The following is a 13,542-nucleotide window of genomic DNA, read 5'->3' as shown; positions in this document are numbered from 1 at the left end:
GGCGGGAGGATGACGCTCGCCCGGGCCGGAACGTCCACCCGTGCGGCGCGCCGCGCGTCCCGTGCTCGACGGGCGCGCGGCGTTCGCGTCTCCATGGGGCCTCTCAAGGAGAAGCCCCATGCCCACGTTCCGCCGCAAGCAGGACCAGGCCGCGCTGCTCGTCGTGGACATCCAGGCGCGGCTGTGCGCCGCCCTGGAGCGCGATGCGCTGGTGAGGATGCGGCTGGGGGCGGAGAAGCCGGTGGAGAAGCTGGGGTTCAGTGCGGCCGTACCGGACGTGCTGGCCGCCCTGGGGGCGCGGCGGGATGGGACAAAGGAGGTGCTGGCACTCGTCAGCGGACACCGGGAATCCGAAGAGTCGTGGGCCGAGACGCTGCGGGACTTGAAGAAGCGAGGGCTCGAGGAGCCTCGGCTGGTGGTGGCCGATGGCCACCTGGGAATCTGGGGCGCGGTGGCACGAGTCTGGCCCCAGGCCGAGCACCAGCGCTGCTTCAATCACAAGCTGCGCAACGTGCTGGACAAGCTGCCGAAGAAGGAACTGGAGACGGCCCGGGCCCTGCTCAAACCCCTCCCCTATGCCGCAACCCGTGCCGAGGCCGAAGCGCTGCGCGACGCCTTCGTCGCGGAGTACGGGCAGCGAGCTCCGAAGGCGACCGCGTGCCTGCTCGAGGTCAAGTCCCGAATCCTGTGTAGTTGGTTCGGAGGGGGTTCGGGGGAGGAAGGCTCCTTTGCGGCATTATGCAGCGTCGGTGTCAGGGGTTGATTTCAGCAGGGACATGTCGAGGTAGCGGCGGTCATCCCAAACGCCGGTGACGTCAAGTGCGACGGCGATGATGAGGCGCAGGGCGCTGGCGCGGTCCGGGAAGGCACCGACGCCGCGGATGCGGCGCTTCACCTCGCCGTGGAGCCGCTCCAAGCCGTTGGTGCTGCGAAGACGCTTCCAGTGGGCCTCGGGGAAGGCGAAGAAGCAGGTGGCGGCGGCGAAGCCCTCGCGCAGGCACTCCATGGCCTCTGGCAGGTGGCGTCCCAGCCCCTCCTCAAGGGCCTCCAGCCGCTTTCTGGCATCCTGGAGGTTGGGAGCCTCGAAGACGGCGGACGTCTCCTTGCCCAGGCGCCCACGCAGCCTCCAGGGCGCCTTGGCCAGCACGTTCCGGGTAAGGTGCACGGTGCAGCGCTGCAGCCGCGCCTCCGGCAGGGACTGGCGGGCCGCGGTGGCCAAGCCAGCGTGCCCGTCGGCGATGACGAGCCGCACGCCCTTCAGCCCTCGCTCCAGAAGCTGGCGCAGCAAGTCCAGCCAGGACTCCGCCGACTCGCTGCCGCCCAAGGTGACGGCCAGCAGGTGTCGGTGTCCATCCTCGCCCACGCCGTAGGCCACCAGGGCCGAGACGTTCTGCACCGTGCGTGCCCACCTGGCATCGAGGAAGGTGGCATCCAGGTACAGGTACGGGAAGGCCTGGGTGAGGGGCTGGTTGCGCAGCCCCTCCACCTTCTCCTCCAGCGTCCGCGTCACCCGGCTTACCGTCGAGCGCGAGACGTCCTCGCCCATGAGGGCGCGCGTCACCTTGCCCAACTTCCTCGTGGAGACGCCCTGCACGTACGCGCTGGTAATCGCCTCGTCGAGGTCCGCGCTGCGACGCGTGTAGCGCCCCAGCACTTCCCCCGCGCTGCCGCTGTGCCTTGTGCGAGGCACCGCCACGTCCACAGCCCCCGCCGTCGTCACCAGCGTGCGCAGGTAGCTGCCGTTGCGCACGTCCGCCCGGCCCACCATCCGCTGCCACCGGCCAGCCCCCACCAACTCCCGTACCTCCTCCTCCAGCAGGGCCTCCAGCGTCATCCGGATGGCTCCGCGGAAAAGCGCCCGCAGGTCGGCCTGCACCTCTTCGTGCGCGGGGGACTCAAACTCGCTAACGTCCACGTCGGGGAACTCCTCGGCTCCTCTGCCAGGAGGAGACCGGCTCGGTTGGTTTCACCGAGGAGCTTCCCTCTTTCCCGCTCGTCCCTCCTCACCATCTACACACTTATAGGGACACGACCCATCGGCAGGAAGAGCCTCGACTGTTCGCCGAACTCGGGGACGCTCACGAAGTAGTCGCCGTTATCCCGCCGGGAGAGCCCCACGGTGTGCACCTCGGGCCCCGCGCGCTGCGGTGTGCACGTGTCCGACTCCTTGACGATCTCCAAGCGGTAGATGCCGACCTCGCGCTCCTGGCCGCCGCAGGCGGCAAGGAGCAGGAGACCAAGGGCGAAGCCTGAGGGAAAGCGCTGGGGCATGCGAGGGACCTTCCGGAAAGGGGGAGCGTACCACTGACGTGCGGTGTGCCCGGAAATTCACGGAGCGTGACTGCGGGATGAAGCTGTTCTGGTAGCTCGGGTCCCCGGCGGCGAGCTGAACGAAGGGCCCTGCCAACCGGTAGGGCCCTTTTGTTTTTCATGGACCCTGCGATGAACATCGCGGGGACTTCGTTCTTAAGCCGCTGAATTACAAGGGATTTTGGCTCTCGGTGCTGAAGAGAGTGCTCTTGGGCCTCTACCCCGCAGAGCGAGATGCTCCCTCTTCTCCGCCGCCACTTGGGCTCGCTGGAGCGCTCTTTCGCTCGTTTCGGGGAGAGAGAGGCCGAGAGTGGTTAACAGTTTTGTTAACCACCACGGGCGGCCGATTCTGACAATCCTAGCGGGTTGTGGGCGTGATCCGCTCTCGTGGACACCACCACTTCGTGCCCGAGATCTTCCAGGCTCCGCGCCATCCACTCGCTCTCAGTCGAAGCTTCCAGCAGCGCCCGCGCCTTCGGGCGCTTGCCCAGCAACCCTCTCAACCGTTCCCATTGGGCGCGCAGCCGCTGCTCCAGCAGCACCTCGCCCCCCCCTGCGCCAGAATGCATACCTGGCTGCCCCTCTGGTGCACGTCGATGCCGATGAACTCTCCCCCTACCTCGGCGGTCTTCTTTGCGCCGCGGCAATCCAGGGTTCGGTGGGCCTGCCTCCGCATCCGCGGCTGGCCGGCCGCTTCATCACCTCTATGCTCCAGGGCGATCGCCAAGGTCGGCCTACTGAGGAGCCGATGGGCTCGACGTAGGCCGAGGCTTCATGGCCATGATGTTACCGCCAGACGGGTCAGCTGAGGGGGGACACACGCTGCCATTCCAGTACGATGTCGGCTGCGCTTCCCCCCATCAACAGAGGGCCAGTGCTCAAGACCAGCCGGTTGCCTTCCAAGGTTGCCTTCCTTCTCTGCACTGTTCCGATCCAGTTCGGAAAGACACTGCCCGTGATGTGGTGGCAGACCGTGTCCGTCTGCTCTTCGGTCTCGTAGGTCCCGAAGTACACAGCGGCCCCGTCCAGCGCGGTCTTCGCCTCCTGCGCCGTGCCCCCCTTCAGGTCCGTGGATTTGAAGGGAGGGCGGTCGCGATCCATGATCTGCACCGCCATGTTCCCATGGCTGTCATAGACCAGAACACCGAGCGGATTCTGCCCGTAGGGGTAGTTCCGGCTGCCATCAGGCAGGCGGCCCTCCACGGCCATGAGCCGCCAGGTTCCAACCAGTCTCTCTTTGAGCATCGCCTTGTCTCCCACAGAGTTCAGTGCCCGCGTGCTCGCGCATCAATGTCAAAGGTGGAAACGAGCTTGCCCATGTTATTGTGGGCTGTGATCCTGAAATGGTCGGCCTGTTCCCGCACACAATGGAGATGCAGCCGCTCCCCCGGAAGCAAGCAGCGCTGGCAGGTGAGAACGCATCGCGTGATTTGATAGGCGTCGAACCCCGAGAAGTGACGCAGAAGCGTGCACGCGTTCCCACCGGGTGTGGCTCCCATCCTGATCATGCTGCGCGCCGAACGTCGGCCCTGTGCGGTGCAAGCGTGAGGTGCATAGCTTCGTCCCACCGCTCCGAGAGCACCAGGGCGCGCAAGTCCAGGATGTGCTGGCCAGACGCCTCCTTCCAGCGGGCGCCAGGGCGCTTCATGCGCAGGGAGACGAGAGACTTACAGGTGGCCTCCACGTTGCCGCTGCCAATGGGCAGTCCCCGCGCTCGCGCCTCGGCATAGTGCATTCGCTCGCCGTGGTTCTCCAGGTAGGTGAGGGCCTCATGCACCGGTTGGCCGTCACCGAGGACGACGTGCCGCTTGCCGCTGGCGTGCAACGCCATGGCAATGGTCCACGCCGCCCCGGGCGTATTGAGCAGGGACAGCTTCCACTTCTCACGCAGCACGGAGGCCTTCTCTTCCCCAGCCACCACGCGCGCCGCACTTCCGAGCTTCTCCATCAGGTGCCAGAAGTCCACCAGGCGCACCGGCTTCTTGGCCGAGGGGGCATGGGTGGCGAGCGCCTCGTCCAGCAAGGTGTGCAACTCGGGAGCGCCATCGGTGAGGACGGCGACGTAGAGGCCGCGCCGTCTGGAAACCAGGGCCTGGACGTCGCGGGCCAGGCGCTCGGCAACCTCGCGGGCCTCGCCCCGCGGCATCCGCCCGTAGCGGAGGGTGCCCAGCGCTTCGCCGTGGGCGTCATGGAAGGTGAGGCAGGCGGCGTAGGCCATTCGCCAGACGACGTCCACCCGGCGCGTGGGGGCGCCCTTGCGAGGGCGGCCCACTGGCCGCTTCTTCGGCTCCTCCATCGGCACCGCCACCCTGTCCATGCTGACGCTCACACTCCGGGTGCCTCGGGGCACTCGCTGCGCCCGGGCCAGCGCCGCCTCCACCCGGGGCCGCTGGCCACCGTACAGCGCTCCCACCTCATGCCCCACCCGCTCGAAGGAGGCGCGGCAATAGGGCAGCACGCCCACCTGGCGCGCCGTCGCTTCTGCCTCCCGCGAGGTGCCCCGCGCCAGCAGGTACGCCATGGGCACCGCCGCCTCCGGCAACCAGCCGTCCGCCACGCACCCGGCTTGGACACTGATGGTGTCCACCGTGAGGCCATTGCGCTCGCCCACCCGCCGGTAGAGGCTTCTCTCTATTTCGACGGGCCCTTGCCGCGTCTTGTACGTCGCCGGGTACCGGCCGACTCGCACGTAGGGCTGGCCTTCGATGAGGACTCGGGCCGCGTCGACGTCGAGCCCTCGAAGCAACCTCCGCTTCAGCAACCGTTCCGTCTGCTCCGCTCCCGCATTCACCTCCTGCCACGCGGCGTCGAACGCGGCCAGGTCCCCTCTGCTCGCCCCCTCCACCCCTCGGTGGGCGCGCTTCAGCGTCTCCTCCAGCGCCTTCACGCTGTCCTCGAACCCTTCCGGCACTTCGATGGTGACCTTCGGCATCGTCTGGTGTCCTCCGGTGGCACAACCCGCCAGAAACCTCTCATTCTGCCGACCACTAGGCACCCGGCGAGCCCCCTGCCTGTTTGCTCACTCGTTGCTCAGTTCCAGAGCCACACCCGTTGCATGGGCACCGGGCCGACAGCCGCCCCGGGGCAACCATCATGGAAGCAGTGGCTCCAAGCGGGCCACCCGGCCATTCTCCAAGGCAATCCACACCGCGCCATCCGGGCCCAGGGTCAGACCGTGCGGCTCGGAGGCGGGCGTCGGAAGGTCATATAGCTGGATCGCCCCGGCTCCGGTGAGGCTGCCAACGCGGTTACCACCCCATTCAGTGAACCAGAACGTTCCGTCCCTGCCGGCCACGATGGCGTGGGGCTTTGCATCGCGATGAGGCAGGGGGAACTCCGCCACCGTTCCGTCCAGGGCCATGCGGCCAACCTGTCCCGCGATAATTTCGACAAACCAGATGGCATCCGGCCCCGCGGCCGCGCCGACGGGAGCCGCGCTGGGGGTCGGGAGCGGGAAGAGGGTGACGGTGCCGTCCAGGGTCATCCTGCCAAGGGCGTTCGTCTGGTTGAGGGTGAACCAGAGAGCGCCGTCCGCGCCCGTGACGATGGCAGACGGATATCCACCGGTGGTGGGCAGGCGATACTCGCGGACGTCTCCGTCGAGCGTGAGTCTTCCGATGCGGTCGTTGCGCAACAGCGTGAACCAGAGTGCGCCGTCCGCGCCCACGGTGATTCCGTAAGGGCCGCCCTCGCCGGGAATCGGGAAGCTGCTCACGCTCCCATCCAGGGTGATGCGGCCGACGCGGTGGCTCTTGAACTCGGTGAACCACAGCGCGCCGTCGGGGCCGGGGATGATTCGCGACAGTCCATCCGCGCCTTCGACAGTAAAGCGCGTGACGTGCCCTGCCGTCGTCAGCCGACCAATCTGGCCGTGGTGGACAAGCGTGAACCAGAGGGCTCCGTCTGCCCCCGTCGTGATGTCGTAGGGACCACAGCCGTCGTCGCAGATGGGGTACTCGCGAAGGGTGAATGATGGGGCGCGCGTCATGGGGGGGCTCCAATCCTACGTTCCAACTCCAGGCCTTTTAGCTCCCTGGTCCAGGAGGGGCCTCAAAAGTAGGCAAGGATGCACGCAATCGGTCAACGCAACACCTGCTGCAGTTTGGCTGCCGGGGACTCGAACTCCAGGGTCTTCCGAGCGCGCCGACCCTGCCCTGGCCCTTGTCCGTCCTGGCTTGCTCTACCCACCTGCGGAAGGCCGTCTCGGTCAGGTCCAGGTCTCTCGCCACCTCCGCGACGAACTTGCCCTCCTCCAGCACCAGCTTCACGGCCCCGGCCTTGAACTCCGGGCTGAAGCCACGCCGCTGTCGCCTCTGCTTCTTCTCGCTCTCCGACATCGAACACCCTTCCATCACATCGAGGGTGTCCACGGAAGCGGGGGGACTCTCAGGCTACACCAACAGAGGCTATGACTACGACGAGGTACGGCGGCTGGCGAAAGAGTTCTGCTTCACGCTTCACGTACCTCGACGAGGTAAAGGAGTGCGCACCAAGACGAGCCACGCTCGACAGAAGGCGCGACGGTGGAGCGCGAGCACCCCTGGCTGAATCGCTTCCGACGACTGCTGGTGCGATGGGAGAAGCGCGAAGACACCTACCTGGGAATGCTGCACCTCGAGGTGGGCATCATCACCTGGTTCCACGCGCTCCTGCCGAGATAAGCGCTAAGCTCCGGGATGTTGGCCCCTCAATTGCCTTGGGCTGAGGCAGCCCCCCGTCTCGTCACAGGAAGCCGAGCACCCATGCGTTCCCGCCCCTTCGTCTCTGTCCTCCCGGCCGCGTCCACCTCGTCTGTCCGCTCCAAGGAGGTGGCCCTGTGAGCCGCATCGCGGGATGGGTGTTGCTGGTGCTGGCGCTGGTCGTGTCGTACCGCCCAGCCGAGGCCGCGCAGGCGAAGAAGACGCAGGCGCAGAAGACCCAGGTGGCGGTGCTGCGCCCGGAGGGCCGCCAGGCGGCTGCGCTGCGCAGGGTGCTGACGCAGGAGCTGGGCAAGAAGGGACGCGGGCGACAGGTGCTGCCCGCGAAGAAGGTGGATGCCCAGGTGAAGCGCATCCGCGGCGGTCCGAAGACGGATGCGCAGCGGCAGGCGCTGGCGAAGAAGCTCGGCGCGGACGTGCTGATCCTCTCCTCGGTGAAGGGGACGAAGCGCTGGGACGTGGAGGTCCGCGCCTACTCCGGCAAGGACGGCACCCTCCTCGCGGAGGAGCGCTGGGACGTCCGCGCCAACCGCGCCTTCCCCGACGTGCGGCGCGAGCTCGAGCGCAAGCTGGGCGCGGCCCTGAAGGCGGGCCCGGAGCAGCGCCTCCCGCCTGCCGCCGTCACGCCTCCGACGCCTGTCTCCGAGCCGGAGGTCGCGCCCCCGGCCCCCATCGCGGAGGCACCGCGCCCGGCGGTGGTGAAGCCTCCTCCGCCCACCGCGAAGAAGGAGGAGCCGCCAGTGGAGCCCGAGCCGAAGGCAGCGGGCCTTCGCAAACTGGACGGCCCCATCCTGGAGGCGCTGCTGTCCGGACAGGGGCTGTTCCGTCGCTTCAACTTCTCGGGCAACAACGGCAACGAGCTGCCCGACTACAGCCTCAACAGCGCCGCGGCGGCGAGCCTCACGGTGAGCTACTTCCCGCTCTCCCACTTCACGGATGGGATGGTGCACAACCTGGGTATCGTGGCGCGGGGCTCACGCGCCCTCGGGCTGTCCACGCGGCTCCCGGATGGCTCCAGGTACGGCACCACCGCGCAGCTCCTGGAGGGAGGCCTGCGCTTCCGCGTGCCGCTGCGGTGGCTGGAGGTCTCGGTGGGCGCGCTGTACGGCACCCACTCCTTCGCGGTGGAGCTCCCGCCGGAGAGCACCTTCGCCCTGCCCGACGTGGACTACCGCTTCGCGCACGTGGAGCTGGGCCTGCGCAAGGCGCTCACCGAGCGATGGGCCATCGCCGCGCGCGTGGGCTACCAGCACGTGCTGAGCGGCGGCGAGCTGTCCTCGGACGACTACCTCCCGGAGCTGAGCGGCTCCGGACTCGATGGCGAGCTCGCCGTGGAGTTCGCCCTGACGCGCATGCTGGGTCTGCGGCTGGGCGGAGAGATGCGGAGCTACTCCTTCACCGCCGACGCCGCGGAGGGAGCCCCGGTCGTCGCCGGCGGCGCCAAGGACCTGTACTTCAGCGGTCAGCTCGGCGTGTACCTGAGGCTATAGCACTGACGCATTGAGGGGGGCTGTCCCCCACGCCTGTGGCGCCTCCTCCACACTTTCCGCGAGGCCCGCGCGAAAAGTCGGGTCTGATGAACCACGCATGCGCGCGTGACACGAGTTTTCCAGTATCCGTGTCATGGGCCATTTGACCGATGCGCGTGCGAGTCGCGGATACATTGACAGGAACGCGCAATCCATCCGATGGGTATGTCTCCCAATGATGGAGGCGCTCGTGCCGAGGACGCGGTCACAACGGTTGTCACGAGAGCCAGCGGAGCGGGGACGGTGGTGGCGCCCGGTGGTGCTCGGGCTGGTCTTGAGCGGGGCTGCTGGCTGTGAAGGAATGATCTCCAACCCGGAGGGCCCCGGTACGCCCCCGCCCACCGCCATCGAGAAGCCAGCCCCGTCCGTGCGGATGGCTCGCCTGACGCACGTGCAGTGGACCAACAGCGTGCAGGAGCTGCTCAGGCTGGACGCACCGCCCACCACGCTGGCGGGCACCTTCCGCGCGGACCCCGCCCAGAGCGGCTTCCTCTTTGACAACGATGCGCGCGCCCTCTCCGTCGACGAGGCCCTCTGGGGCGCCTACCAGCGCGCCGCCGCGGAGCTCGCCAGCCAGGTGACGACGGACGCGACGCAGCTCGCGCGCCTGCTGCCTCCGTCGGCCGCCACCGACGAGGAGCGCGCCCGCGCCTTCGTGGAGTCCTTCGGCCTGCGCGCGCACCGGCGCCCGCTGACGTCCGAAGAGGTGGAGAGCTACCTCGCGCTGTACCGCAAGGGGCCCCAGGCCTACGCGGACATGCCGGCCTTCGAGGGTGGCATCCGGCTGATGATCGAAGCCTTCCTCCAGTCGCCCCACTTCCTCTACCGCGTGGAGCGCAGCACGGAGGCCGTGCAGGACCGGGTGCCGCTCGACGACTACGAAGTGGCTTCGCGGCTGAGCTACGGCCTCTGGAGCTCCATGCCGGACGACGCCCTGTTCGCCGCCGCGAGCGAGGGCACCCTGCGCTCCCGCGAGGGCGTCGCCACACAGGCACGGCGCATGCTCCAGGACGCGCGCTCGAACAAGGTGGTGGAGGCCTTCCACCGCACCCTCTTCGACGTGCCCCGCTACGCCGCCATCCGGCCGTCCCTCACGCGCTACCCGCAGGTGTCCGAGCGCCTTGGGGAGTACGCGGCCCGGGAGACGAGCCTCTTCGTCCAGGACGTCGTCTTCTCCCGCAAGGGCGGCTACAGCGACCTGCTCACCTCGCCGGACACCTTCGTCAACGACGAGCTGGCGCGCGTCTACGGGCTGAGTGGCACGTTCACCGCCGACTTCGTCCCCGTGACGCTGGACTCGCGCGAGCGCAAGGGCGTGCTCACCCAGGTGGGCTTCCTGGCCTCGCACGCGACGTCGGTGGACCCGGACCCCATCCACCGCGGCGTCTTCGTGTCCGAGCGCATCATCTGCCGGAAGATTGGCGCGCCGCCGGCCAACATCCCACCGCTCCCCGCCCCCCAGGGCCGCACCAATCGCGAGGTCGTCGCCTCGCACACCGAAGTGCCAGGGACTGCGTGCGCCAGCTGCCACTCGAACCTCATCAACCCGCTCGGCTTCCCCTTCGAGAACTACGACGCCATCGGCGGCTACCGCACCACGGACAACGGACACCCGGTGGACGCCAGCGCGTCTCCCAACATCTTCGGAGAGACGGTGCAGGTGCGCGACGCGCTCGACCTGGCGGACGCACTCGCGGCCAATGAGGTGGTGCATGCGTGCTACGCGCGGCACTGGGTGGAGTACCTCCACGGGCGCCCGTCCGCCCATGAGGATGAGCCGCTGGTGGAGCGGCTCGGAAAGCTGTCGCAGGCGGGCAACCTGTCCATCGTCGACCTCGTCGTGGAGGTCGTCACCAGCGAGGGCTTCGTGAATCGCCACCCGGAGGAGCTGCCATGAAGCTGAGTCGCCGGATGGTGTTGAAGGGCCTGGGCGGGACGATGCTGAGCCTGCCGTTTCTCGAGGGGCTGATGCCGAGGACCGCCCGCGCGGCGGACCCGGGGGTGCTGCCGTACGCCATCTTCTTCCGGCAGGCCAACGGCGTCGCCTCGGCCCAGACGACGTCGGAGCTCGGCGCGGAGCCGGAGCGCTTCTGGCCGCGCACCCTGGGTGCGCTCACCGAGGAGAGCATCGCCGGGCGGGCCGTGGGCGTGCTCAATGACCACCGCGCGCACCTGCTGGTGGTGCGCAACGTCAACATGAAGGACTACAACTACGGGGACGGCCACGCCCGCGGCGCCATGCAGGGGCTGACCGCGCGGGGCCCCGTGGTGGAGGGCGCGGGCGGCGACTCCGAGTCCGGAGGCGAGTCCATCGACAACCGCATCGGCCGCGAGCTCAATCCGCAGCAGCGTGACTCGCTCGTCTTCTACGCGGGCCGGCGTGGCGGCTGGCTCGGGGGGCCCTGCCTCTCCTACCGGAGCAGCAACGTGCGCCGGGCCGCGCTGCATGACCCGTGGAATGCGTACCAGACGATGATTGGCGGCCCGGGAGGACTGACTCCCGAGGCGCGCGAGCAGCTCCTCGTCCGGCAGCGCAGCGTGAACGACCTGGTGAAGGCCCAGCTCCAGGCGCTCCAGCGGCGTCCCGAGCTGAGCGCGTCCGACCATCAGCGCTTGGACCTGCACCTGTCCAACGTCCGGGACCTGGAGGTCGCCCTGAGCTGCCGCATGCGCGCGGACCAGGAGCTCATCCTCCAGCAGCAGGCGCCCGGCTATGACAGCACGGACGGCACCGAGGTGCTCGCCACCGCCAGGCTGCACATGGACATCGCCGTGATGGCCATGGCGTGCGGCACCAACCGCGCGGCCGTCATCCAGGTGGGCAACGGCAACGACGGCGACACGCGCTACCGCAACCCGGACACGGGGCAGTTGATGGAGAACTTCCATTACGTGTCCCACCGTCGCTCGTCGCACGACTCCAGCGGCGGCATCATCACCGGTTCGGACCTGCTGCACCACCACGTGGACGTGCAGTTCGCGAGCGCCTTCAAGCACCTCCTGGACCGGCTGGTGGCCTACCAGATGCCGGACGGGAAGCGACTCATCGAGCACGGCGTGGCTGTCTGGTACAACGACCTGGGCAACGGGCCGGCTCACTCGGCGCGCAATGTGCCCTTCGTCCTGGCGGGGAGCTGCAATGGCTTCCTCAAGCAGGGCGTCTACGTCGAGGCGTCGGGCGGCGGCAATCCCAACCACAACCGGATGCTGAACACGATTGGCACCGCCGTGGGGCTGAGGAACGCGGCCGGCGGGTACCTGGACGACTTCGGCGACCCGGCGCTACCCAAGGGCGTGCTCTCCGAGCTCATCGCCTGAGTGGACGATTGCGACCTGCTCCAGTGTTCGGCGCTGGAGCAGGTCGTTCAGGCAGCGTGGCCACGCTGTCCGTGGAGCGGGGGCAAGCGCACCGGGTCAGAGCACAGCGAAGCGTTACGAATCTTCGCATCTCAGTCATTCTTGCCCCTCCTGTGCCTGCCCTGGATTCGAAAAGCCAAGGATGAGTTCGCGCAGGGCTTCATTCGGGGAGCTGAGCGAAGGGCCCTACAGATCGGTAGGGCCCTTTTGTATTGCACGGTTAGTAACCGAGAGCGAATCGCGGCTCGCATTTACCGGACACTCACGATTTCGTCGCGCGGCACCGACTCTCCGAGACGACTCTCAGATTGTCTCGGCCGCGCGTCTCGACCGCCACGGTTCTGTCCCCGCCGATCCGTTCGTCTCCCCCTCGGCGCATGCCCTGGATAGGGACTCCAGGCAGAGAATGCAGCCCGGCAAGCTCCGCGCGCTCCTCACTCGAGAGCTCCCGGCTTGCCTTGGCCCTTGTCAGTCTCGCCCCTCTCCGAACCTCCCCCCGGTAGTGGAAGAGATGAAGCGCAGCGGCTGAACCCTCTCACGTGGCAACAACCTTGACGCTCACCGGTTTCGTCGGGGCGCCCCTATCCGTTGGGCGAAGCTGGGACGAGCGAGCGTTTCGACACCGATGCACCTCCACACCACTTCAATCAAGCCCAGCCGATCTGCGCTGCGAGAACCTGATTGGCTCTTTGGTCGAGGTAGAGCGCGTGACGTTCATTCCCAGTGCTGGCACGTAGCGCAGCCCGCCCCGAAAAGCTGCTTTCAGCGTCCATGCGGTTCGTAGTCGATGCATTCGATTGCGAACTGAGCATTCTGGCCTATCGTTTCCAGCCCCTTGTACGTGCGGCGGTCCTGCGCAGCGAGTCGCACCAACTCCGGGCGAGCGCGACGGCAGCGCATCGTCCCAAGCGCGAAGACGGCGTTGTAGAGGATCTCTACAGACGGATGTTGCAGGAGGGGGATGAGGACATCAGCGGCGCGCTCGTAAACGTCGCCCCCCTTCAGGTGACTAACCTGATTGCCCAGCGACTCGATGGCCTGGCCTCGCAGGCTCTCGGTCGCGGCCGGGTCAATGATGGTTGCGTGGAGCGCATCGAGGGTGAGGGCCGTGCCTGGACTCAGTTCCCCGAGCAACCACGCGGCCATCTCCCGTCCATGCCCGTATTCGCCTCGCTGCAGGATGTTGGTCACTTCGGAAAGTACCGTACGCTCCTTCCTGCGGGCGAGTTCCTTCGCGGCTTCGATGCACTCCAACTGCGAGCCCGTGGCCAAGCGTCGAACAAGGTCAGCAGATGGCAACTCGTCATCCATCCTCGGAATCTTGGGGCTGCCCAGGCACTCAGTCCAGCGGATTGCAAGGCCAAGCTCAGAACTTTCGGTGGGTTATGCGGCCATCTCCATCCGTATCCGTTCGGCGAACAACGTGCCGAAGGGTGTTGAGTGAGGAGCCGCCGCCGTGGACCCTGGCGTGCATGTGCAACCGACCGACGGTCGGCGTGCGGTGAGCAGCCCCATGCGCGTGCGCAGCGTGGTCGTCGCGCTCATCCGCTGAGCCCCCATGTCGCCGCCGTCTGATGCGCTTCAAAAGGAAGGCCGGCGATGAGCCGCTCTGAGCTTCCCCCGAGCGTCCTCGAGCGCCGAGCACTCAT

The 13,542-nt window shown here is 67.7% G+C and carries 11 protein-coding genes and 2 pseudogenes; 5 read left to right on the top strand and 8 right to left on the bottom strand.

Annotated features, from left to right (window positions below; all coding sequences use genetic code 11):
• The first annotated feature begins 118 nt into the window (after positions 1-118).
• Positions 119-763: a transposase gene (locus tag VZL07_RS23510; protein WP_426749849.1), complete on the top strand. Its 645-nt coding sequence runs from the start codon at positions 119-121 to the stop codon at positions 761-763.
• Here VZL07_RS23510 and VZL07_RS23505 read toward each other — a convergent pair.
• The 7 genes and pseudogenes from VZL07_RS23505 to VZL07_RS23475 all read right to left on the bottom strand — a co-directional run.
• Positions 737-1,915 (bottom strand): IS256 family transposase, encoded by a 1,179-nt coding sequence (locus VZL07_RS23505; RefSeq protein WP_426749848.1) that lies wholly within the window; start codon positions 1,913-1,915, stop codon positions 737-739. The two genes, VZL07_RS23510 and VZL07_RS23505, sit on opposite strands and share 27 nt — an antisense overlap.
• Before the next feature lie 95 nt (positions 1,916-2,010).
• On the bottom strand, positions 2,011-2,271 hold the full coding sequence (locus tag VZL07_RS23500) for a hypothetical protein (protein WP_426749847.1): 261 nt from the start codon (positions 2,269-2,271) through the stop codon (positions 2,011-2,013).
• A gap of 365 nt (positions 2,272-2,636) precedes the next feature.
• Complete coding sequence (locus tag VZL07_RS23495; protein ID WP_426749846.1) at positions 2,637-2,852, bottom strand: hypothetical protein; 216 nt, start codon at positions 2,850-2,852, stop codon at positions 2,637-2,639.
• Between the two features lie 259 nt (positions 2,853-3,111).
• A complete protein-coding gene (locus VZL07_RS23490; RefSeq protein ID WP_426749845.1) occupies positions 3,112-3,555 on the bottom strand; it encodes a lipocalin-like domain-containing protein in 444 nt (147 codons plus the stop codon).
• Positions 3,556-3,814: 259 nt separating this feature from the next.
• On the bottom strand, positions 3,815-5,242 hold the full coding sequence (locus tag VZL07_RS23485; protein WP_426749794.1) for an ISKra4 family transposase: 1,428 nt from the start codon (positions 5,240-5,242) through the stop codon (positions 3,815-3,817).
• A gap of 159 nt (positions 5,243-5,401) precedes the next feature.
• Positions 5,402-6,298 carry a virginiamycin B lyase family protein gene (locus tag VZL07_RS23480; RefSeq protein ID WP_426749844.1) on the bottom strand — a complete coding sequence of 299 codons (897 nt, stop codon included), beginning with the start codon at positions 6,296-6,298 and terminating at the stop codon, positions 5,402-5,404.
• A gap of 148 nt (positions 6,299-6,446) precedes the next feature.
• A pseudogene (locus VZL07_RS23475) lies at positions 6,447-6,647 on the bottom strand (transposase); the annotation flags it as partial.
• Between the two features lie 186 nt (positions 6,648-6,833).
• Here VZL07_RS23475 and VZL07_RS23470 point away from each other — a divergent pair.
• The 4 genes and pseudogenes from VZL07_RS23470 to VZL07_RS23455 all read left to right on the top strand — a co-directional run.
• Positions 6,834-6,971 (top strand): annotated as a pseudogene (locus VZL07_RS23470) (IS5/IS1182 family transposase); the annotation flags it as partial.
• 155 nt (positions 6,972-7,126) lie between these two features.
• Complete coding sequence (locus tag VZL07_RS23465) at positions 7,127-8,497, top strand: hypothetical protein (protein ID WP_426749843.1); 1,371 nt, start codon at positions 7,127-7,129, stop codon at positions 8,495-8,497.
• Positions 8,498-8,837: 340 nt separating this feature from the next.
• Positions 8,838-10,433 (top strand): DUF1592 domain-containing protein, encoded by a 1,596-nt coding sequence (locus tag VZL07_RS23460; RefSeq protein ID WP_426749842.1) that lies wholly within the window; start codon positions 8,838-8,840, stop codon positions 10,431-10,433.
• Positions 10,430-11,854, top strand: a complete 1,425-nt coding sequence (locus tag VZL07_RS23455; protein ID WP_426749841.1) for a DUF1552 domain-containing protein — start codon at positions 10,430-10,432, stop codon at positions 11,852-11,854. The genes VZL07_RS23460 and VZL07_RS23455 overlap by 4 nt, the downstream gene beginning before the upstream one ends.
• A gap of 801 nt (positions 11,855-12,655) precedes the next feature.
• Here the strand turns inward: VZL07_RS23455 and VZL07_RS23450 are convergent.
• The gene (locus tag VZL07_RS23450) at positions 12,656-13,204 is read right to left on the bottom strand and encodes a HEAT repeat domain-containing protein (protein ID WP_426749840.1); all 549 of its coding nucleotides are present in this window, start codon (positions 13,202-13,204) and stop codon (positions 12,656-12,658) included.
• Positions 13,205-13,542: the final 338 nt, after the last annotated feature.

Origin of the sequence: Pseudomyxococcus flavus (assembly GCF_050038885.1) — a bacterium.
GTDB classification, from domain to species: Bacteria; Myxococcota; Myxococcia; order Myxococcales; family Myxococcaceae; genus Myxococcus; species Myxococcus flavus.
Note: the sequence above shows the minus strand (reverse complement) of the source record. Positions and strands in the feature narration are given on the sequence as shown.